Origin of the sequence: Rhizobium glycinendophyticum, from assembly GCF_006443685.1 — a bacterium.
Lineage (GTDB): Bacteria > Pseudomonadota > Alphaproteobacteria > Rhizobiales > Rhizobiaceae > Allorhizobium > Allorhizobium glycinendophyticum.
Window position 1 is genome coordinate 149,451 of sequence record NZ_VFYP01000004.1, and the last position, 21,223, is coordinate 170,673.

Here is a 21,223-nt window from a genome sequence, read left to right on the forward strand (position 1 = left end):
CAGGGCGGTAGCAAGGGAGAAGGTCATGACGGACTTTGATCTGGTTCTCAAGGGAACCCTTGTTCTCCCGGAGCGCATCGTGCCGGCCGGCTACATCGCGGTACGCGACGAGTTCATCGCAGAAATTGGCGTCGGAACAGCCCCTGCGGGTCGCGAGCGGCATGATCTCGGCGATGCACTGATTCTGCCAGGCGCGATCGATGCGCAGGTCCATTCTCTCAGTCAGAAGGACCAGGAAGATTTCATCTGGTCCACGCGGTCTGCGGCAGCAGGGGGTGTAACCACGATCGTCGACATGCCCTATGACGAGGGGGATCTGATCTGCTCGGCTGCGGCCGTGAAGCGAAAGGTGGCCCATGCTTCGTCCCAGGCTCGGGTTGATTTTGCGCTTTACGGCACCATAGACCCCGAAGAGGGGCCGGCGCGGATCCTCGAACAGGTCGAAGCCGGTGTCGCAGCGTTTAAATTCTCCACATTCGGGACCGATCCGAAACGCTTCCCCCGCATCCCGGCGGCCCTGCTGCAAGCCTGTTTTGCAACGATCGCCCCCACGGGTTTGACGGCAGGCGTTCACAATGAGGATGACGAGTTCGTGCGAGCCGCTATCGAGGCGGTGAAGGCTGCTGGCATCACCGATTACCGCGCCCACGGCTTGTCGCGTCCGCCCCTCACCGAACTCCTCGCCATGCACCAGATCTATGAGACGGGCGTCGCAACCGGCTGTCCTGCGCATGTCGTGCACTGCTCGCTCGGTCGAGGCTACGAGATCGCCGCCGGCTATCGCGCGCAAGGCCATGCGGCAACCGTCGAGGCCTGCATCCATTATCTCGTTCTCGACGAGGAAAATGACGTGCGGCGGCTTGGCGGCAAGGCCAAGATCAATCCGCCGATCCGGGCGCGCGCTGAAGTCGAAAAACTCTGGCGCCATGTCGCGGCCGGCAATGTCACCCTTGTCTCAACCGACCATGTCAGTTGGTCGGAGCAGCGCAAGACCAACCCGGACATGCTCGCCAATTCCTCGGGCGTACCGGGCCTTGAGGTCATGCTGCCGCTCTTCGTCAAGGGCGCGCTGGACCGCGGCATTCCACTCACCTGGGCCGCCCGGCTGATGGCGCACAACCCCGCCCGGCATTTCCGTCTCAATCACATCAAGGGTGCACTCGAAGCGGGCAAACATGCCGATATCGCCGTGATGACCCCGAGCAACCATGTCTATGACGCATCTGCGAGCGGCCACAACGTCGTCGGCTGGTCGCCCTACAATGGCATGACGCTGCCTTACCGGGTGGCGGCCACGTACTTGCGCGGCCAGCTTGCCTTCGACGGAAGCCAGGTTCTGGCCGAACCCGGCACCGGACAATTCATGCGCCCCCAGGCAAGGCTTGCTCTTCAGGGGCTATCCGAATGAGGCGAAATCTTCTTGTCGATGCCGAGCGCATCGCAGCCGACATCGACGCACTTGCCGCGATCACGGAACCGGGCCGGCCCTATACCAGGCGGGCCTTCACGCCGCTTTTCCTCGAAGGGCGTGCCTATCTGGAAAAGCGCTTCAAAAGCGCCGGCCTCGAAACCCGCATCGATGAGAACGGTAATCTGATTGGCCGGCGCCCCGGAAACGGGTCTGGTCGCGGCGTGCTGATGCTCGGATCCCACTCCGATACCGTGCCGGAAGGCGGACGCTTCGACGGCATTGCCGGCGTGATTGCAGCGCTTGAGGTGGCGCGAAGCCTTGCCGACCAGGGCATTACCCTCAACCACGATTTGGAGATCGTCGATTTCCTCGCCGAGGAGGTCTCGATCTTCGGTGTTTCCTGCATCGGCAGCCGGGGCATGGCTAATATGCGACCGCCCGAATGGCTGGAGCGACGGGCGGGAGACCTCACGCTTGAAGAAGGTCTTGGGATGGTAGGCGGCAGTCCACACGCCTCAGGCGCCCGAAACGATATCCGCGCCTTCCTGGAACTGCATATCGAACAGGGCCCGGTACTCGAAGCGGACCATCTCGACATCGGCGTGGTGACCGCCATTGCCGGCATCACACGGATCGAGATCATAGTTACAGGTCGTGCCGATCATGCCGGCACGACGCCGATGACACGACGCTTGGACGCACTGACAGCCGCAGCCCGCCTGGTGATTGCGATCCACCATCTGGGTCAGGAGCTTGCCGCAACGGCCGGCCACTTTGCTGCGACCGTCGGCGAATTCGAGATGGAACCGAACGCCGCCAATGTCGTGCCGTCGAGGGTTCGCATGCTTCTCGACGTGAGGGCAGAACATCGCCGGGATCTGGACCAATTCCGCACACTGCTTGGCCAAGCCGTCGAAGTCGTAGGCCAGGAGACGGGTGTTACCATTGCCGCACCAAAGGTAATTTCCGACAATCCTGCCACGCCCATGCATGGAGAGGTGATTGAGGCCCTTGAGGCAGGATGCCAGGCGACGGGTGCAAGCCATCGCCGCATGGCGTCTGGTGCAGGCCACGACGCCGCCTTCATGGCTAGGATCAGCAAGGCCGGGATGATTTTCATCGCCTGCGCGGGAGGGCGCAGTCATACACCGGAGGAATGGGCGGAAAATGCCGACCTCACGCTTGGCGCGGCCGTTCTGCGGGACGCCGTGTGCCGACTGGATGACCAGCTCGCCACCACAATCAAGGAGACCGATCATGGGACGCATACTGACTGAGAAAGATGTCGAGGCTGCTGTCAAGGGCGGTTCCGTCTATGCTGCGGGCGGCGGCGGCTGGGCCGATCACGGTCGCATGCTCGGCTATGCCGCGGTCAGTATCGGCAGGCCGGAACTGGTCTCGATCGAAGAGCTTGGCGATGACGACTGGGTCGCAACAGCCGCCGCGATCGGCGCCCCAGCCTCGACCACTCCCTGGGAAATGCAAGGAGTGGACTATGTCAAGGCGGTGCAACTGTTGCAGGAGGCGCTGGGCGAGCAGGTCTCCGGCCTGATCGTCGGCCAGAATGGCAAGTCCTCGACACTAAACGGCTGGCTACCATCAGCAATCCTTGGCACCAAGGTGGTAGATGCCGTCGGCGACATCCGCGCCCATCCGACCGGCGATATGGGCGCAATCGGCATGGCGGGATCGCCTGAGCAGATGATCCAGACGGCAGTCGGCGGCAACCGGTCGGAAAACCGCTATATTGAGCTGGTCGTGCGCGGTGCCACTGCCAAGGTTTCGCCGATCCTGCGCACTGCTGCCGACCAGTCCGGCGGTTTCATCGCCTCGTGCCGCAACCCCTTGCGCGCTTCCTATGTCAGGCGAAACGCAGCGCTTGGCGGCATCTCGCTCGCCCTGTCGCTCGGCGAAGCGATTATCGCGGCCGAAGCCAAAGGGGCAAGTGCTGTCATCGACGCGATCGTCAAGGCGACGTCGGGTGCGATTCTCAAGGAAGGGGTCGTGACCAGAAAATCCGTCGTCTATACGAAGGAAGCCTTCGATGTTGGCACGGTCACTGTCGGATCCGACGACACGGCGATGACGCTTCACATCATGAACGAATATATGGCCGTCGACGATGCCGCGGGCACACGTCTCGCCACTTTCCCCGATGTCATCACGACGCTTTCGACCGAAGGCGAGCCGCTCAGCGTGGGGCAGTTGCGCGAGGGCATGCCGATCTTCATCCTGCATGTGCCGAAGACCGTGATCCCGCTCTCTGCGGGCGTGAAAGATCCCGCCGTCTATCCGCCCGTCGAAAAGGCGCTCGGCATCCGGATTGCCGATTACGCACTCGCCGACTGACTGAACGCCGAAGGAGTGTACCCATGCCGAAACCCAATCCGCGCCATCCCGGCTTCCCCATTCCCGGCGGTCTAGACCTTAGAGCAAAGGGCTGGCGGCAGGAGGCGCTTCTAAGGCTCCTCGAAAACGTGCTGTCCGTCGGCGAAGATCCGGATCGGCTAATCGTCTATGCGGCTCTCGGCAAGGCGGCGCGCAACTGGCCCGCTCACGCAAAGATCGTCGAGACGTTGCTGTCGATGGACGAGGACCAGACGCTGATCATCCAGTCCGGCAAACCGGTCGGCCTTTTGAGAACCCATGCCAAGGCGCCATTGGTCATCATGGCCAATTGCAACATCGTCGGCCAATGGGCAAAGGCCGAAGTCTTTTACGATCTGGAGAAGAAGGGGCTGATCTGCTGGGGTGGACTGACCGCCGGTGCCTGGCAGTATATCGGCTCGCAGGGCGTCATCCAGGGCACCTATGAGATCTTTATGCGGATCGCCGAACGGCGCTTCGGGGGATCGCTCGCCGGCCGCTTTATCCTGACGGCGGGCTTGGGCGGCATGGGCGGTGCCCAACCCCTTGCCGGCCGTATGGCCGGAGCTGCAATTCTTGTCGTCGATATTGATGCGGAACGGGCCGAGAAACGCCGCGCAATCGGCTTTCTCGATGTGGTCGCTTCCGATCTCGATGCAGCCCTTCGGCTGATTGACGAAGCAGTTTCCGAAAAGCGGGCCATTTCCGTCGGCCTCGTCGGCAATGCCGCCGACATCTATCCGAAAATAGAGGCACGCGGCATTGTACCCGACATCGTGACCGACCAGACCTCGGCGCATGATCTGGTCTATGGCTATGTGCCGAAGGGCATGAGCCTCGAAGAGGTTCGACGCCTGCGCGAGGAGGGGCCGGCCCAACTGATGGCGGCCAGCCGCGCCTCGATCGCCGATCATGTTCGCGCCATGCTGGCGTTTCAGAAAAAGGGTTCGGAAGTCTTCGACAACGGCAACCTGATCCGCACCCAGGCGCGCGAAGGTGGTGTGGCAAACGCCTTCGACATCCCGATCTTTACAGAGGCCTATCTCAGGCCGCTGTTCTGCAGGGCGATCGGACCTTTCCGCTGGATGGCACTGTCGGGCGAAGAAAGCGATATCGCCCGCATTGATGATCTGGTCCTGGAGCTTTTCCCTGACAATCACATCGTCACCAACTGGATTTCGCTGGCGCGCCAATACGTGCCCTTCGAGGGCCTGCCCGCGCGCATTGCCTGGCTTGGTCACGGCGAGCGCACGCGACTTGCGGTCGCCGTCAATGACCTGGTCGCCTCGGGCGCACTGAAAGGCCCCGTCGCGTTCTCGCGTGATCACCTTGATGCGGGGGCCATGGCCCATCCCAACATCATGACCGAAAACATGAAGGACGGATCGGACGCCATCGCCGACTGGCCACTGATCAATGCCATGACGCTCTGCGCCTCCATGGCCGATCTGGTCGTCATTCATTCCGGAGGCGGCGGTTATGCCGGCTACATGACCAGCGCCGGCGTCACCATCGTCGCGGACGGAACCGAAGCGGGGGCAGAACGCCTTTCGCATGCGCTCACCAACGACACCTCGCTCGGAATCATTCGTTACGCGGATGCCGGTTACGAGGCGGCCGTCGAAGCAGCAGAGGCGGGTGGAGTAGGTTACCTGCCTCTCGGCGGAACCTTATGAGGAGGCAGGACGAAGATTTCCGTTCCAAGCGCTATTTTGCAAGGAATTTCCTGCCTATTTCTGCGGCAATAGGCTAACAGAGAGGCACCTCCACGTTGGAATTGCCATGTCTTTGCTTCAACGCCTGCGGCCAGGGCTGGTCCGCACCAGTCTGCGCGAAAGGCTTCGTGTCTCGACCGGTGCCTTGACCGGCATCTGCCTGACCGGTTTTGTCAGTTCGCTCGCACTCGGCAGCACGGCCAGCGTTCCGATGATCGTCGCGCCGATGGGCGCGTCTGCCGTGCTTCTGTTTGCGGCGCCTGCAAGCCCGCTTGCCCAGCCTTGGTCGATCATTGGCGGCAACATGGTTGCGGCACTGATTGGCGTCACCTGTGCGATGCTGATCCCGAATGTGCTGATCGCAGCCGGGATCGCGATTGCGCTCGCGATCGCCGCCATGCTTGTGTTCAACTGCCTGCATCCGCCGAGCGGCGCTGTCGCCCTGACCGCCGTTCTGGGCGGGCCGGCCGTTCACGATGCAGGCTATTGGTTTGCACTGTCGCCAATCGCGCTCAATTCGGTCATCCTGCTTTCAGTCGCCCTTCTCTTCAACAATGTCACCGGTCGCCGCTATCCGCACCTGGCACCGGCAGCCGGCCAGCCGTCTCAGAAGACCTCTGATCCCTTGCCGGGCCATCGCATTGGTCCCGGAGAAAGCGACATTGCCGCCGCGATCCAGGATTTCGATGAGGTCGTGCCGGTCAGCCCCGACGATCTCGACCTCCTGTTTCATAAGGCTCAGATCCGCGCTTTCGAGCGCCAGGCCGGTGGTGTCACCTGCGCCGATGTCATGTCGCGCGATGTGCTCTCAGTCCAGACCGGCGCCAGCCTCAAGACGGTGTGGCGTATCTTCATGACACGGCACATCAAGGCCCTGCCGGTGACCGACGACAAGGGGCATCTCGTTGGTATCGTCTCCCTGGATGACTTTCTGGAAAACTCGGTGCTGTCGGGTGAGGGCACGCTGCGCCTCGGCTTCGGCCACACGCTGATCGCATCGCTGCGCAGACAGTCGCTTCCGCGACGGGTGGAGGAGATCATGCGCCGCAAGGTGCAGTCGGCCTTGCCGAAGACCGCGATCAGCGCCCTGGTGTCTCCGATGGTCGACCAGGGCATAGACCAAATGCCGGTGGTCGATGGCGAGAACCGACTAATCGGCATCATCAGCCAATCCGATCTCTTGGGCGCCCTCTTTCAGTCAAAGCTTGATAGCGTCGCTGCCTTCTAGCAAGGCGACGAGTAGCTGGGAAACTCAGGCGACAGCGCTCTGCAACTCCCGCAACAGCGAGACCAGCTTCTCGACGCCCTCTTCAAGGGGCCCGCTGTTGTCGATGGTGACGACCTTGAAGCTTTCCGGCAGCGGCTCGACCGCGCGGGTGAGCCTCGCCTCAATTTCCTCCCGGCTTTCGCGGCCACGTGCGGCAAGACGGGCCGCCAGGACTTCCGGCTTAGCCGTCACGCTGACGACAAGCAAATGCGGAAAGGCCTGTTGAAACCAGCCGAGTGCAGAGCGTGAACCGTTGACGACGACGATCCGTCCGGCGGCGAGGTCGTCCAGGACTGTTGCCGGCACACCGTATTTCAGTCCGTGAGCATCCCAGCTGACGGCGAAGGCACCGGAGGATTGCAGCCGATCGAAATCCTGCTCTGAGACCGGCATATGATTTTCGCCGGCTTCGTCGGCGGGCCGCGTGATCAGGCGTCGCGCAAAGGTCACGGCGGTAGAACCGCTCAGCGCTGCCCTTGCTGCACCGATCAGGCTGTCTTTGCCCACACCACTCGGACCGACGACAGCCACCAGAAGGCCCGTCTTCGTCGGGACGGGGGTCGAAAGGGTGCCATCCATCACGCCACCCGTCGTCCCTGACGCCAAACGGCTTTGACAACGGGGACACCTTGCGAGCGGCGGACATGCACGAGATCAGCGCGCAGGCCTGGCGCGATCCGTCCCCGGTCGAGAAGTCCGACGGTGCGGGCAGGCGTGGACGTCACCATGGCAAGGGCTGACGGCAGGTCGATGCCGTCGATGTCATCAGCAAGGACAAAGGCGGCATGCAGCAGGCTGAGAGGCACATAGTCTGAGGAGAGCACGTCAAGCACGCCGAGCTTAGCCAGATCCCGTGCGGCAATATTGCCGGAATGGGATTTGCCGCGGACCACGTTTGGCGCGCCCATCAGCACGCTCATGCCGGCCTTGTGCGAGGCTTGGGCCGCCTCCAGGCTCGTGGGAAACTCGGCGAGTTTTACGCCGTGTCCCTTCGCTTCTTCGACATGCGCGAGCGTCGCATCGTCATGGCTTGCGACCGTGATGCCACGCTCCGCACAGATGCGGGCGAGCGTGTCGCGATGGATACCGGAGTATTTCGCCGAAAGTGCGAGCCGGCTTTCGACGAAGCGGTCGAAGGCCGCATCGCTCAGACCACGCTTGTTCTTATAATAGAGCGTATACTGGTCCATCGTCTGGAACTGGCGCTGGCCCGGGGAATGATCCATCAGCGAGACGAGCCGCACATGCGGGTCGGTCTCAAAGTCCGCGAAGTGATCGAGCACGTTGTCGGAGGCAACCTCGCAGCGCAGGTGGATCAGATGATCGGCGCGCAGACGGTCATCCTTTTCAGCGGCCTGAATGGCATCAGCCATGTCGCGCATCTCGCCCTTGTCGAAACCGCCATCTTCATCCGAGCCCATGCGCAGGCAGTCGAAAACAGTGGTGATCCCCGAGGTTACCACCTGGGCATCATGCGCTTGAATGGCGGAGGTCTTGTCCCAGCGCACGCCCGGGCGAGGCGAATAATGCGCCTCGAGATGGTCGGTGTGCAACTCGACCAGGCCGGGAATGAGATAGTCGCCGCCCAGATCTTCGCCGACCCCACTCACGCCTTCATCGATCGCTTCGATCCGGCCATCGCGAACCACCACACTGCCGTGAAGAACACGGTCCTCCAGAGCGATGCGTGCATTGGAGAGGATTAAGTCAGCCATGATGATAACCATTGGTTGGGGCAGGGGAGAGCGGATGCCGGGAATGGACAAGGAAGGGGGCGCCGCGTTCAGGCTCGATGAAGACGGCAAGAGAATCGATCAGAAGTGGCCTATGGGTGAAGGGTGCGAACCGGTTTTCGAGCAGTTGCGCCATCAGATCGGCGCGCTCCGCAGGCACCGGGCCGGTCAACGTCATGTGGAAGCGGAACTCGTCGAACACATGCGGATAGCCCCAGGTCAGGAGGTTATGCCGCTGTCGCTCTGCAAGGCTGTCTGGGTTGCGGCGAGCGATATCGGCCTGTGATAGTGGCGCCCTGAGGGGTTCAAAGGCCTCGACGACGGCGGCGGCGAATTCCTGTAGTGGAGGGCAGAGATCAGCCGGCACAAGCGCAAAGAAGGGGCCAAGCTGTCCGACCACGACCGAAGGGATGGCGAACGCCGTGTGATCTTCGCAGAAGGCCGAGACGGCAGCCAGAAGCTCGGCCTCGGAACAGCCGTCCTTCAGCGAAAACGGTGCCTTAAGCGTTGCATGAAAGCCGTAACGGCGCGGATCTTCGGTGAGCGCTAAGACTTCGTCGGATCGGATACCTGGATGATCTTCACAAGACAGGGCAGCGCCTGAGAATGCATCTCTGCCCAACCAGGCAGAGGCTGCGCGAGTCAGGGGATTATCTTCGGCGGGCGTGAAGTACAGGGCGTAACGCAAGGTCGTACCTTCAAGATGCAGGGGACGAGCGCAGCAATGCGCCCGCACCGGTCAGTGGCGGCTTTTTCCCATAAGACGGGACCGCAAGCTATTGGAAATGGCGTCGAAGATGAAAACGACGAGAAGGATCAGCACCACCATATAGGCGACGTTCTCCCAATCAGAGTTTGTGCGCATGGCTTCCCAGAGCTTCAGACCGATACCGCCTGCACCGACGGCGCCGATGATCGTGGCCGAACGGGTATTGCTTTCCCAGAAATAAAGCGCCTGTGAGGCAAAGACGGGAAGGACCTGCGGCAGCACCCCAAAACGCTGGACGGCGACCGGTGAGGCTCCTACGGACTTGACACCCTCGCGCTGCCGGTCGTCGATGTTCTCCAGTGCCTCGGAGTAGAGCTTGCCGAGCGTGCCCGTGTCGGTGAAGAAGATCGCGGAGATGCCAGCGAGCGGGCCGGGGCCGAAGGCGCGGGTGAAGAACAAGGCCCAGATCAGCATGTCGACGGAGCGCAGGAAGTCGAAGAAGCGCTTGGTCAGCTGGTTCATCGGACGGTTGCGGCTGATGTTGCGCGCAGCGATGAAGGACAGCGGGAAAGCGACGAGCATGGCGAGCAGCGTGCCCATGAAGGCCATGACGATCGTCTGCAGGAGCTTTGTCCAGACGTCAAGGTGCTGCCAGGAGGCGTTGTACAGAACGTTGTTCCAGGCGAGCGCAAGATTGCTCATCTTGGGGTCGATGCGCTCTTCCGAGGTAATCTTGTGCAGCACCTGCAAAGGCGTCAGATCGAAGAAGGGCGAGTCCGTATCAAAGACGAAATTTTCCCAGCCGAGGAAGCGATTGCGCACGCGAACCCGTTCGGCAGTAACATCGATCCAGCCGGCCATTCCGAAATAGGCGATAACCCGGCCACCTTCTGTTCGCTGCTCGATCCAGTCCGGACGTATTCCTTCGAGGGTGACGCTATTGGTCACGTGATCGAGCGTGAGTGATACTGTCTCGCTGCCACGAGTTAGCACGAGATTGGTGCCGTCGAGATCGATACTCGCTGCACTGCCGAGCGTGACATGGGCCCTGGTAATGACTTCTTCCGTCACCGTCTTCGGAGCGGCCGGAGCTGCTTGCGTTGCAGCGTCTGCCTGCGGTGTGGCCGGTGCAAGGAAGCTGAAGGATGATTTGGGCGCCGCGGGGGTTGTCGACTGGGCCGCAGGTGCCGCATCCCTCAGGGTGCGGGTCACCGTTTCCTTCCTGGCGTCAATCCAGTCAGGCTTCGGATTGTGCCCGATCGGATCAAAACGCGGATAGGTGATCTGCATCGTACCGTCAGGCGCGATCTGGAATTCTGGCCGGATTTCATAGGACACCCAGTCAGCCAGATAATTGCCGGCGAGGCCCCAGTTCGCCTGGCTGATCGTCTTGCCGACGGCAAAGAACCACCAGCAGAAGACGAAGTAGAGCGCCAGAATGGCGATGGAGAACGGGATACGATATCGCTGCCAGAGACTGCGCTCCAGCACCTGCGGATAGCGCTCGGCCAGACGGCTGAGTTCGGCGGCGTTGGTCATGGACATCGTCATATCCTCACGAAACCGACTGGAAGGCCTGCTCGCCGACGAGCTTGCGGCGGAGCGAAGCGGAGAACTGGTCGACCGCAATGACGGTCGTCAGCAGCAGGAGAACGATGGCGAGCGTCTTGGCCTCGTGACCCTGGCTGATCGACAGACGCAGCAATTCGCCGATACCACCACCCCCGACGGCACCGATGATCGTCGAGGCTCGGACATTGATCTCGAAGCGCAGCAGGAAATAGCTCAGGAAATTCGGCATGACCTGCGGCGTGATGGCAAACCAGACGCGCTCGAACCAGTTGGCGCCGACCGCCCGCAAGCCCTCGTCGGGGCGCATGTCGGCATTCTCGATCACTTCGTAGAACAATTTGCCGAGCGCGCCGATCGTATGGATCGAGACGGCGATGATCGCGGGGATTGCCCCGAGCGAAAGGATTGCCAGGAAGAAGCCAGCAAGCACCACTTCGGGGAAAGCGCGCAACACTTCCATGACGCGGCGCACGGGCCAGCGGACCCAGACGACCGGCATCATGTTGCGCGCGGCAAGAAAGGCAAAGCAGAACCCAAAGATGACGCCGATCACGGTCGAGAGCAGCGCAATATTGATGGTTTCGAGCATCTTGTAGAAGTATTCGGGGATGTAGAAGCTCTGGGTAATGTAAAGCCTGCCCTCGGGGTAATTGTATTTGAGGCTGCCATCATCATAAGGGGAAGGCAGATCGAACATGGCACGCCAGATTTCCCAGCCATCGCGCGGCACGAGCTCGCCGATGAAGTCGAAGAGATAAGGCAGACGATCGAAGAATTTTCCGGAATTCGTTTCATTGGCAAACCAGACGGAGCCGGTCACGGCCAGAAACAGGATGAGGAGACCGAGCCCGGTGTAGAGCCGTCGCTTGGCGGTCAATTCCTGCCAGTGGCGCTCAACGGCAGCGCCCCCCTCGCTCAACGGCTGCAATGTCGACAGTAGCATCGACGATCCCTTTCGGACTGACGTTCAAGAAAGAACCGCCGGTCGATGAGAACCGGCGGCTCCTTAAATTGGCGCTTAAAATCAGCCGCCGATGGTCGACTTGCGGGCGTCGATGATCGGCTTGTAGAAGTCGACGTTGACTTCGGTGAAGCCCTTGAACTCGCCACCTTGGACAGCCGAGAAGCAAGCCGGATCAGAGGTCGGCAGATCCATCATGAACTTCTTGAACTTGGCCTTCATGTCCTCGTTCATCGAGGTGCGGACGACGACCGGGCCGTTCGGGATCAGCGGAGACTTCCAGAGTTCGACGAGGTCATCCATGTTCAGAATGCCCTTATCGACCATCTTGCGCAGGTTGCCGGAGGTGTAGCCGTCCTTGAACTCGCCAACGCCGGAACCGAAGGTCGTACCGGCATCGAAGGTGCCCTTGAGCACTTCGAGAACGAGATTTTCATGGCCACCGCCGAAACCGGTTTCAGCGACATATTCCTTCACCGGAGCGCCGAGCGCTTCCGGCAGCGTGACCGAAGGAACGAGATAGCCGGAGGTGGAGTCCGGATCAGCAAAGCCGAGCTTCTTGCCCTTGATGTCGGTAACCTTGGTCATGCCCGAATCCTTGCGGGCAACCATGATCGAGTAGTAGCCCATCGAGCCGTCGGTCTGGACGGTGGTCAGGATCGGCTGGACGGCATCGGCATTGGCGAGATAGATCTTGGCAAAGCCGGACGCGCCGAGTTCGGCATAGTCGAGCGTGCCGCCGAGCAGGCCCTGGATGACGCCGTCATAATCGGCGGCCGGGAACAGCGAAACCTTTTCAACGCCGATGGCAGCCGGCAGCTTGTCGACCATGCACTGGAAGTTGCGCAGACGGTCGGCTTCGTTTTCTCCGCCGAGGATGCCGATGCGGAATTCCTTCAAGTCTTCGGCATGAGCGGCACCGGCGAGAGCGCCGAGAGCCACGGCGGCAAGCAGGGTCTTCTTCAACATGAGCTTATCTCCTGTTTCCTGGGATCATTGAATTGTTTGAATGCACACCCGTAACGCCGGGCTTGGCGATCTTCGTGGCTCAGGCCTCGGCAGCTGCCAGCGGGCGAAGGCCAGGGGATGGGATTTTGCGCGCAGCGTCATTGTCCTGATGCGCAATGTTGATGCTCGTCGAGGTCATGGTCTCATCGATGCCGGCGCCGTGGCGATCGGCGCCATAAATCTCGTGCACGGCGTCCGCTGTCAGCTCCGAGGGCGCGCCATCGAAAACCACCCGACCGCGGGCCATGCCGATGATGCGCTCGCAGTAATTGCGCGCGGTATCGAGGGTATGGAGATTGGTGATGACCGTGATGCCTTCGCGTTCGTTGATGTCGCGCAGCGCATCCATGACGATCTTGGCATTGAGCGGATCGAGCGAGGCGATCGGCTCGTCAGCCAGCACCATTTTCGGCGACTGCATCAGCGCACGGGCAATCGCCACGCGCTGCTGCTGGCCACCGGACAACGTGCCGGCCGCCTGGAGCGCCGTCTGCTCGATGCCGAGACGCTCCAAAGCCGCGATCGCCATCAGCCGCTCTTCGCGCGAGAAGATGTTGAGCATGGACAACGCCGTCGAGCGGTGATTGAGGCGACCCAGAAGAACGTTCGTGAGAACGTCGAGACGGGGCACCAGATTGAACTGCTGGAAGATCATCGCGCAGTCGCGCTGCCAGTTGCGGAGTGCTGCACCGCGCAGGGTGGAGATTTCGACGTCGCCGAAACGGATGGAACCAGAGGTCGGATCGACCAGGCGGTTGATCATGCGCAGGAGAGTCGACTTCCCGGCACCGGAGCGCCCGATGACGCCGACCATCTGACCCGTCGGGATCTCGATGCTGACAGAATCAACGGCCTTCTGGCTGCCGAACTGGCGGGTTAGGTTGTCCAACCGAAACTGCATTGTGGGTCCTTCGCCGTCACTCATTGCGGTGCTGGTTTATCCACTAGCGCTTCATCGTGAAGCGCGAATGTCAGATTTGTGTAGGATTTATTAAACTATGCAAGCATTTGGAAAATAACGATTATCATGCATATTTTCCAAGAAACTGTTCGGCATCAAGATTGCGAAAATCCTCCAGTGCCGCAAACAGCCGGTCGTGATCCCAGTCCCACCAGGCAAGGGTCTGCATACGATCAGCGACGGCTTTGGGAAAACGTTCGCGTATGAACTTGGCCGGTACGCCGCCCACAATCGTGTAGGGGGCGACATCCCTTGAGACCACCGCGCCGGCGCCGATCACGGCTCCATCTCCAACGGTCACGCCTGGAAGCACCGTCGCGCCATGACCGATCCAGACATCATGTCCGATGGTGACGCGGTTTTCCCGGCGCCAGGCGAAGAAGTCCTGATCATCTTCAGCGCCATCAAAATAGCTTGCGGCGCGGTAGGTGAAGTGGTGGAGCGTCGCGCGCCACATCGGATGATTGGTCGCATTGATGCGGGCCGCCGCAGCGATATTGGCAAACTTGCCAATCGTCGCACACCAGGCCGCGCCATCACGTTCGATATAGGAATAGTCACCCATCTCCACCTCGTCGAGGCGGCATCGTTCGCCCACCTCTGTGTAGCGGCCGAGGGCGGAATTGCTGACGGTGGCGCCGGGATGAATCAGCGGTTCGAGCCCAAGTTTCTTGCTCATGCGGCGACCTTTCGCGGCGAGAACTGTGTGACGTCGAGGATGCGGTCGGCAACGGCCTCGCGCACTTCCTCGTCGTGGAAGATGCCGAGGAGGGCGACACCTTCTTTCTTCTTGGCACGTATCATGTCCACCACGACAGAACGGTTGGCCGCATCGAGCGACGCGGTCGGCTCGTCGAGCAGCAGGATCGCATGATCGGTAATGAAGCCGCGGGCGATGTTGACGCGCTGCTGTTCGCCGCCGGAAAAGGTGGAGGGCGGCAATTGCCAGAGATCGTGCGGCAGGTTGAGCCGGGCGAGGAGCTCGGCCGCACGGGCGCGAGCGTCTTCCGTGGCAATGCCACGTGCAACGAGCGGTTCGGCAACGACGTCCAGGGTCGAGACACGCGGGACAGTGCGCAGGAACTGGCTGACATAACCGAGTGCTGAGCGCCGGACCTCGAGCACGGCGCGCGGATCGGCAGAGGCGATATCGACGATTCGTCCATCCCTGTTGATCAGGATCTGGCCGGAATCGACGGCGTAGTTGCCGTAGAGCATCTTCAGGATCGAGCTCTTGCCGATACCCGAGGGACCGCCGAGCACGACGCATTCGCCGGCTGCGATCGAGAAGGACACGTTCGAAACGACCGGCAGACGAAGGCCGCCGCGCAGATGCATGGTGAAGCTCTTCGAGACTTCGGAGACGATGAGAGGCGTTGCCATTGATAGCTCCGTCAGACCTGCAGGATCGAGGATACGAGCAGCTGGGTATAGGGTTCGCGGGGATCGTCGAGAACACGGTCGGTGAGGCCGTGTTCGATGACATGACCGTCCTTCATCACCATCATGCGATGAGACAGAAGCCGGGCGACGGCGAGGTCGTGGGTGACGACGATGGCCGAAAGGCCGAGGTCGTTGACGAGGCCGCGGACGAGATCGAGGAGACGCGCCTGGACCGAGACATCGAGGCCGCCGGTAGGTTCATCCATGAAGACCAGACGCGGGCCCGTGACGAGATTGCGGGCGATCTGCAGGCGCTGGCGCATGCCGCCGGAGAAGGCGCGCGGCTGGTCGTCGATGCGATCGGTGGAGATTTCCACGCGCTCCAGCCATTCGCTCGCCGTCTGGCGGATCTTTCCGTAATGCCGGTCCCCGATCGCCATCAGGCGCTCGCCGACATTGGCTCCGGCCGAGACTGTCATGCGCAGGCCATCGGCCGGGTTCTGGTGCACGAACCCCCAGTCGGTGCGCATGAGGAAGCGACGTTCGGCCTCGCCCATATGGTAGAGTTCGCGGTACTGGCCGTCGCGCATGTGGTAGTCGACGCTGCCGGTCGTCGGCATCAGCCGGGTGGACAGGCAGTTGAGAAGCGTCGTCTTGCCCGAGCCGCTTTCGCCGACAATGGCGAGCACTTCGCCGGGCCAGAGATCGAAGGAGACGTCTGAGCAGCCGATGCGACTGCCGTAGAACTTGGAGAGGTTCCGAACTTTCAGAAGCGGCTGGTCGCTCATTCTGCGGCCTCCTTGTTCTGGGCGAGCCTTTCGCCGACATGGCCTTCGGCCTGGCGCGTCTCGCAGTGGTCGGTATCCGAGCAGACGAACATCCGCCCACCCTTGTCGTCGAGCACCACTTCGTCGAGATAAACGTGTGTGGCGCCGCAGAGCGCGCAGGGCTTATCGAAGGTCTGGATCTCGAAGGGGTGATCCTCGAAGTCGAGGCTGACGACGTCGGTATAGGGCGGGACCGCATAGATGCGCTTTTCACGGCCGGCGCCGAAGAGCTGCAGGGCTTCCGACATGTGCATCTTCGGATTGTCGAACTTCGGGGTCGGGGAGGGGTCCATCACATAACGGCCCTCGACCTTGACCGGATAGGCATAGGTCGTGGCGATGCGGCCGTGTTTGGCGATATCCTCGTAGAGCTTCACATGCATGAGGCCGTATTCCTCCAGCGCATGCATCTTGCGCGTCTCGGTCTCGCGCGGCTCGAGGAAGCGCAAGGGTTCGGGGATCGGCACCTGGTAGACCAGAACCTGACCTTCCCTCAGCTTCTCCTCCGGAATGCGGTGGCGCGTCTGGATGATCGTCGCTTCGTTGGTCTTCGTGGACACCGCAACCTCGGCGACCTTCTGGAAGAAGGCGCGGATCGACACGGCATTGGTCGTGTCGTCGGCGCCCTGGTCGATCACCTTCAGCGTGTCCTCAGGTCCGATGATCGAGGCGGTCACCTGCACGCCGCCAGTGCCCCAGCCATAAGGCATGGGCATCTCACGGCTGGCGAACGGTACCTGATAACCCGGAATGGCGATCGCTTTGAGGATCGCCCGGCGGATCATGCGTTTCGTCTGTTCGTCCAGATAGGCGAAGTTGTAGGTGGCGAGTTCTGTTGTTTCGGTAGCCGGCGCGTTCATTCTGCGGCCTCCTTCAGATCGGTTTGTTCAATGCGGCTCGCCTCGTGTTTGGCCCGCATGCGGCGGACGAGATCGAGCTCAGCCTGGAAGTCGACGTAATGCGGCAGCTTGAGGTGCTCGACGAAACCGGTCGCCTGGACGTTGTCACAATGGGAGATGACGAATTCCTCGTCCTGCGCGGGCGCTACGACGTCCTCACCGAATTCCTGGGTTCTGAGCGCCCGGTCAACGAGCGACATCGACATGGCCTTGCGTTCGCTTTGGCCGAAGACGAGACCGTAACCGCGGGTGAATTGCGGCGGGGCCTTGGCCGAACCCTTGAACTGGTTGACCATCTGGCATTCCGTGACGCGGATTTCGCCGAGCGAGACACAGAAGCCCAGTTCTGGCACGTCAAACTCGATCTCGACGAGACCCATGCGGATTTCGCCGACGAATGGATGGGTGCGACCATAGCCGCGCTGGGTCGAATAACCGAGGGCCAGCAGGAAGCCCTCGTCGCCACGGGCCAGCGCCTGGAGACGCAGGTCGCGGGGCATCGGAAATTCCATCGGCTCGCGGGTGATGTCGCCGGCGACGTGATCCTCGGGCATCTCGCCGTCCGGCTCGATCAGGCCCTCGCCGTCGAGGATATCGGAGACCCGCATGACCGCCACACAGGCATCCTCGCGCAATTCCGGGGCGGCGACGTCCTGATCTTCGAGCAGGGAGGGATCGAGTAGACGGTGAGTGTAGTCGAAGGTCGGCCCGAGCAGCTGGCCGCCGGGTAGATCCTTGTAGGTGGCAGATACACGACGCTCGACACGCATGGCTCCTGTTTCGATCGGTCGCGAGGTGCCGAAACGGGGAAGGGTGGTGCGGTAGGCACGCAAGAGAAAGATCCCCTCAATCATGTCGCCCCGCGCCTGTTTCAGCGCGAGCGCTGCCAGCTTGCAGTCATAGAGCGAGGCTTCGGCCATCACCCGGTCGACCGAAAGGCCGAACTGCGCCACGATCTGGTCGATGGTAACAGAGGGGAGCTTCCGATCGCCACGACGGCGGTCGGCGAGCAGACGATGGGCGTTGGCGATGGCCTTTTCGCCACCCTTGACGGCAACATACATGGCTCAGGCCTCCATCTGGCTGATCTGGGTGGTACGGGGCAGGGCGAGGAACTCGCGGCCGGAGGCCAGCACGAGATCGACACCACGCGGGAAGAGCGCCCGGTTATCCATCCATTGACGCAGGAATGTCTCCGCCAGGCCCTTCGGCGCAATTGCGGATGTATCGCGGATGCCAGGGCCGGATAGCTGGAGGACAGGACCGCCGATCAGGCTCTGCACCTCCACAATCAGCGTCGTCGAGCGATCCGGATACTCCTGGCTGCCGAGCGCAAATTGCGCCAGCGACGGCACAATCGTGCCTGCGTCGACAAAGGCGAACTTTGCCTCGGCCTTCTCTGAGGTGAGTGGCGCGCCGGTGTGGAAGCTGATCCAGCCGGGCAAAGCAGACTTCGACAGCGCCGTGCTCAGCCAGACGGGCGTATCGTGATCGCAGAGCGTCAGAAGAATTGCGCCGGCCGCAGCGCCAAGCGGGGAGGGCGGTGCAACCTGCGGCAATGCAGACCCTATAGTTCCCGGACGCGCCATGGCGCCCATGACGGCACGGAACACCGTCTGGGCATTGAAAACGGCATCGGCAAAACCGCCGACAAGGCTCTCATTCGTATGGGTCATCAGTCTTCTCCCCTGACCATTGTGAAGAAGTCCACCTTGGTGGCGGCTGTCTCGTTGCGGGTCTGCAGCGCCTCTTCGACCACACGGTCCGCGAGCGCGGCAAAGAGACCCGCATCGAGTGCAGTGCGGGCTCTCTCCTCCTGGGCGATGGCATCGATGATGGCCGCGAGTGTCACAGCCTTGCGGTCAGTTCCCAGTCGGTAGCCATGGCCGATCCGGCCATCGGCGAGGCGAATGCTTGCACGGCTCATGGTGGCCTCGCCGAGGTTGAATGGCGCGCCGCCCCCACCGATCCGACCACGGATCATCACAAGACCCGTGTCCGGACCGCGGAGCAAGACATGGTCCGGCAGGCCGCCGTGGTCTTTGATCGCGCTCTCCATTTCATCACGCGTTGCGCGGGCGAGAAGGTCAACGATGCGCTTTCGGTCCGGCATCTTAGACGCTACAGTCTGCGGGGCTCTGTCCATGGACCATCCTCAAACACGTCTATTAATATAGACAACCATACAAGTTAGTGTATGTTTAGACGCAGCGCGTGACAAGGGTATGACAGGGGCAGGTAGACCGTGATTCAGAAACAGAAGGGCGTCTCGCTCTGGCGTCAGATCTCCGACAGAATCCGCGCGAATATTGCAGCCGGCCTTTATGATGCCTCCGGCATGCTGCCGGCTGAAACCATGCTGGCACAGGAATTCGGGGTCAACCGGCACACTGTCCGGGCAGCGCTGGCGGCTCTTGCGCAGGAAGGCATCGTCCGGGCGTCGCAAGGGCGCGGCACCATGATCGAACGCCGCGACAAGTTTGATTTTCCGATCGGGAAGCGCACGCGGTTTACTGAAGGTATCGGCGACCAAGCACGGGATCTGAAAGGTGTGCTCTTGTCGGCGCAGTTGGAGCCTGGCTCCAGCGAGGTGCGCCACCGCCTCGGCCTGGAACCCGGCGACATAGTGGTGAAGCTCGACGGCATGCGCCTCGCCGATGGACGCGCCGTATCCCGTTCAACCATGTGGTTCCCGTGCGACCGGTTCACCGGCATCGATGTCGCCTTCTCGGAGACCGGCTCGATCACGAAAGCGCTCGCCCGGTTCGGCATCGACGACTATCTGCGTGAATATACAGAAATTTCCGCCGTGCATGCGGAGCCCGAGGACGTGGCGAGTCTTGAGCTGACGCCAGGGGCCATTGTGCTCGTCACGCACGCACTCAACACCGATACGGCCGGCCGCCCCATCCAATATGCGATCACGCGTTTTCCGGCAGACAGGGTTCAGTTCACCATCCGCAGCTGACTGCTCAAAGAACGCGAGGGGCTACGCATCTCTCAACACCCTCGCCGGTTGAGCGCGATGGAATAGACGCTGGTCGAGGCGGTGATGAACAGCACGTGTTTGTGCCGCCCGCCAAAGCAGACATTCGAAACCGTCTGCGGCACGAAGATCTTGCCGAGAAGGCGGCCATCCGGGGCGATGCAGTGCACGCCGTCACCGGCCGAGGACCAGAGGTTGCCGTCCTGATCGACCCGCATACCATCGGCGCAACCAGGTGCGATCGCGTGAATTACATCGCCACCTGACAAAGACCAGTCTGACCCGACATCGAAAACACGGATATGCCGCGTATCCTGGGTGAAGATGCGGCCGGTATCGGCGACGTAAAGTCGCTTTTCGTCGGGGCTGAAGCAAAGCCCGTTCGGGCCGTTGAAGTCGGTCAGGACAGCCTTGATCGAGCCATCGGGATCGACGCGGTAGACATTGCAGGGCAGCTCCTGCTCGGACTTCGTCCCCTCGTAATCCATCGAGATGCCATAGTGGGGATCGGAGAACCAGATCGCACCATCCGAGGCGACGATGACATCGTTGGGCGAGTTTAGCCGTTTTCCCTCAAAGCTGTCCGCGATGACGGTAATCGATCCGTCGATCTCGGTGCGGGTGACGCGCCGCCCGCCATGTTCGCAGGTGACCAAGCGGCCCTGCCGGTCGCGGGTATTGCCGTTCGAGAAATTGGAAGGGGAGCGGAACACGCTCGTGCCAACGTCGGGTATCCAGCGATACATGCGGTTGTTCGGTATGTCGGAAAAGATCAAGCAGTTCAGGTCACCGAACCAGACGGGACCTTCGACCCAGTCGAAGCCGCTCGCGATTTCCTTGACGGGCGCGTTACCCAGTACATAGGTAGCAAAGATCGGATCGACGACTTCGAAGAATGCCATTGCGATTGCCTCCCGCATGCGTCCATGGTGTGATATCGATAACATAAACGGTTTTTGCCGCAAGCAGGAGAGTGACCGAGATGAGCTTTACACAGGACAGCGCCCGCCTGACGGATGCCGGCGTGCTCGCCATGCAGTCGGCTGCGATCGAGGCCGCATCCGGCATGGAGCAACCGCAATGCATCGTCATCGTCGATGCGAGTGGCGTCGTCTTGAGTTCCTTCCGGATGGTTGGATCACGTTTCCTGTCGTTGAAAAGTGCGCTGGCCAAGGCACGCACGGCCGCCTCGATCAACGGTCCGAGTGCCAGCATTCCAGAGCATGCCCGTCTGCTGATCGCCGGAGCCACGCAAGGGGAAGTCACGGGCCTGAAAGGCGGACTTCCGATCCGCATCAAAGGTGTGCTTGTCGGCGCCATCGGCGTCGGCTCCGGCTCTGGCGAGCAGGACGAGGTGGTCGCTCAGGCGGCGCTGGCTGCAATCGGCGCCGAAGCCGTTTGATTTCCATCCTCTGAAGCATTGG

22 protein-coding genes are annotated in these 21,223 nt (G+C 61.6%); 7 read left to right on the plus strand and 15 right to left on the minus strand.

The window, feature by feature from the left end:
- The first annotated feature begins 25 nt into the window (after positions 1 to 25).
- The 5 genes from FJQ55_RS19810 (at position 26) to FJQ55_RS19830 (ending at position 6,721) form a co-directional block, all read left to right on the plus strand.
- Positions 26 to 1,408 (plus strand): dihydroorotase, encoded by a 1,383-nt coding sequence (locus tag FJQ55_RS19810; protein WP_140831226.1) that lies wholly within the window; start codon positions 26 to 28, stop codon positions 1,406 to 1,408.
- On the plus strand, positions 1,405 to 2,688 hold the full coding sequence (locus tag FJQ55_RS19815) for a Zn-dependent hydrolase (protein WP_140831227.1): 1,284 nt from the start codon (positions 1,405 to 1,407) through the stop codon (positions 2,686 to 2,688). The genes FJQ55_RS19810 and FJQ55_RS19815 overlap by 4 nt, the downstream gene beginning before the upstream one ends.
- Positions 2,669 to 3,760, plus strand: a complete 1,092-nt coding sequence (locus tag FJQ55_RS19820) for a DUF917 domain-containing protein (protein ID WP_140831229.1) — start codon at positions 2,669 to 2,671, stop codon at positions 3,758 to 3,760. The genes FJQ55_RS19815 and FJQ55_RS19820 overlap by 20 nt, the downstream gene beginning before the upstream one ends.
- Before the next feature lie 23 nt (positions 3,761 to 3,783).
- Positions 3,784 to 5,454 carry a urocanate hydratase gene (locus FJQ55_RS19825; protein WP_140831231.1) on the plus strand — a complete coding sequence of 557 codons (1,671 nt, stop codon included), beginning with the start codon at positions 3,784 to 3,786 and terminating at the stop codon, positions 5,452 to 5,454.
- Positions 5,455 to 5,560: 106 nt separating this feature from the next.
- Positions 5,561 to 6,721, plus strand: a complete 1,161-nt coding sequence (locus tag FJQ55_RS19830; protein ID WP_140831233.1) for an HPP family protein — start codon at positions 5,561 to 5,563, stop codon at positions 6,719 to 6,721.
- Positions 6,722 to 6,745: 24 nt separating this feature from the next.
- On the opposite strand, the gene phnN is transcribed toward FJQ55_RS19830, so the two are convergent.
- The 14 genes from phnN to phnG form a co-directional block, all read right to left on the minus strand.
- The gene (gene phnN / locus FJQ55_RS19835; RefSeq protein WP_140831235.1) at positions 6,746 to 7,339 is read right to left on the minus strand and encodes a phosphonate metabolism protein/1,5-bisphosphokinase (PRPP-forming) PhnN; all 594 of its coding nucleotides are present in this window, start codon (positions 7,337 to 7,339) and stop codon (positions 6,746 to 6,748) included.
- On the minus strand, positions 7,339 to 8,475 hold the full coding sequence (locus FJQ55_RS19840; protein WP_140831237.1) for an alpha-D-ribose 1-methylphosphonate 5-triphosphate diphosphatase: 1,137 nt from the start codon (positions 8,473 to 8,475) through the stop codon (positions 7,339 to 7,341). The genes phnN and FJQ55_RS19840 overlap by 1 nt, the downstream gene beginning before the upstream one ends.
- Complete coding sequence (locus tag FJQ55_RS19845) at positions 8,468 to 9,181, minus strand: DUF1045 domain-containing protein (RefSeq protein ID WP_140831239.1); 714 nt, start codon at positions 9,179 to 9,181, stop codon at positions 8,468 to 8,470. Before FJQ55_RS19845 ends, FJQ55_RS19840 begins: the two co-directional genes overlap by 8 nt.
- A gap of 51 nt (positions 9,182 to 9,232) precedes the next feature.
- A complete protein-coding gene (gene phnE / locus FJQ55_RS19850; RefSeq protein WP_140831241.1) occupies positions 9,233 to 10,747 on the minus strand; it encodes a phosphonate ABC transporter, permease protein PhnE in 1,515 nt (504 codons plus the stop codon).
- A gap of 10 nt (positions 10,748 to 10,757) precedes the next feature.
- Positions 10,758 to 11,717, minus strand: a complete 960-nt coding sequence (phnE, locus tag FJQ55_RS19855; RefSeq protein WP_140831243.1) for a phosphonate ABC transporter, permease protein PhnE — start codon at positions 11,715 to 11,717, stop codon at positions 10,758 to 10,760.
- Positions 11,718 to 11,798: 81 nt separating this feature from the next.
- Complete coding sequence (gene phnD / locus FJQ55_RS19860) at positions 11,799 to 12,704, minus strand: phosphonate ABC transporter substrate-binding protein (RefSeq protein ID WP_140831245.1); 906 nt, start codon at positions 12,702 to 12,704, stop codon at positions 11,799 to 11,801.
- 79 nt (positions 12,705 to 12,783) lie between these two features.
- Positions 12,784 to 13,644 carry a phosphonate ABC transporter ATP-binding protein gene (gene phnC / locus FJQ55_RS19865; protein ID WP_140831247.1) on the minus strand — a complete coding sequence of 287 codons (861 nt, stop codon included), beginning with the start codon at positions 13,642 to 13,644 and terminating at the stop codon, positions 12,784 to 12,786.
- 124 nt (positions 13,645 to 13,768) lie between these two features.
- Positions 13,769 to 14,383, minus strand: coding sequence for a DapH/DapD/GlmU-related protein (locus tag FJQ55_RS19870; RefSeq protein ID WP_140831249.1), 615 nt, complete (start codon positions 14,381 to 14,383; stop codon positions 13,769 to 13,771).
- Positions 14,380 to 15,087 (minus strand): phosphonate C-P lyase system protein PhnL, encoded by a 708-nt coding sequence (gene phnL / locus FJQ55_RS19875; protein ID WP_140831251.1) that lies wholly within the window; start codon positions 15,085 to 15,087, stop codon positions 14,380 to 14,382. Before phnL ends, FJQ55_RS19870 begins: the two co-directional genes overlap by 4 nt.
- An 11-nt stretch (positions 15,088 to 15,098) precedes the next feature.
- On the minus strand, positions 15,099 to 15,875 hold the full coding sequence (phnK, locus tag FJQ55_RS19880) for a phosphonate C-P lyase system protein PhnK (RefSeq protein ID WP_140831253.1): 777 nt from the start codon (positions 15,873 to 15,875) through the stop codon (positions 15,099 to 15,101).
- Complete coding sequence (locus FJQ55_RS19885; RefSeq protein ID WP_140831255.1) at positions 15,872 to 16,774, minus strand: alpha-D-ribose 1-methylphosphonate 5-phosphate C-P-lyase PhnJ; 903 nt, start codon at positions 16,772 to 16,774, stop codon at positions 15,872 to 15,874. Before FJQ55_RS19885 ends, phnK begins: the two co-directional genes overlap by 4 nt.
- Positions 16,771 to 17,877 carry a carbon-phosphorus lyase complex subunit gene (locus FJQ55_RS19890; protein ID WP_140831257.1) on the minus strand — a complete coding sequence of 369 codons (1,107 nt, stop codon included), beginning with the start codon at positions 17,875 to 17,877 and terminating at the stop codon, positions 16,771 to 16,773. The genes FJQ55_RS19885 and FJQ55_RS19890 overlap by 4 nt, the downstream gene beginning before the upstream one ends.
- A 3-nt stretch (positions 17,878 to 17,880) precedes the next feature.
- The gene (gene phnH, locus FJQ55_RS19895) at positions 17,881 to 18,489 is read right to left on the minus strand and encodes a phosphonate C-P lyase system protein PhnH (protein WP_140831259.1); all 609 of its coding nucleotides are present in this window, start codon (positions 18,487 to 18,489) and stop codon (positions 17,881 to 17,883) included.
- Positions 18,489 to 18,959 (minus strand): phosphonate C-P lyase system protein PhnG, encoded by a 471-nt coding sequence (gene phnG, locus FJQ55_RS19900; RefSeq protein WP_140831260.1) that lies wholly within the window; start codon positions 18,957 to 18,959, stop codon positions 18,489 to 18,491. The genes phnH and phnG overlap by 1 nt, the downstream gene beginning before the upstream one ends.
- A gap of 99 nt (positions 18,960 to 19,058) precedes the next feature.
- On the opposite strand from phnG, the gene phnF reads away from it, so the two are divergent.
- A complete protein-coding gene (phnF, locus tag FJQ55_RS19905; protein WP_246085208.1) occupies positions 19,059 to 19,781 on the plus strand; it encodes a phosphonate metabolism transcriptional regulator PhnF in 723 nt (240 codons plus the stop codon).
- Positions 19,782 to 19,813: 32 nt separating this feature from the next.
- Here the strand turns inward: phnF and FJQ55_RS19910 are convergent, their stop codons facing one another.
- Positions 19,814 to 20,701 (minus strand): SMP-30/gluconolactonase/LRE family protein, encoded by an 888-nt coding sequence (locus tag FJQ55_RS19910; RefSeq protein WP_140831262.1) that lies wholly within the window; start codon positions 20,699 to 20,701, stop codon positions 19,814 to 19,816.
- 80 nt (positions 20,702 to 20,781) lie between these two features.
- On the opposite strand from FJQ55_RS19910, the gene FJQ55_RS19915 reads away from it, so the two are divergent.
- The gene (locus FJQ55_RS19915) at positions 20,782 to 21,201 is read left to right on the plus strand and encodes a GlcG/HbpS family heme-binding protein (protein ID WP_140831264.1); all 420 of its coding nucleotides are present in this window, start codon (positions 20,782 to 20,784) and stop codon (positions 21,199 to 21,201) included.
- Positions 21,202 to 21,223 lie beyond the last annotated feature (22 nt).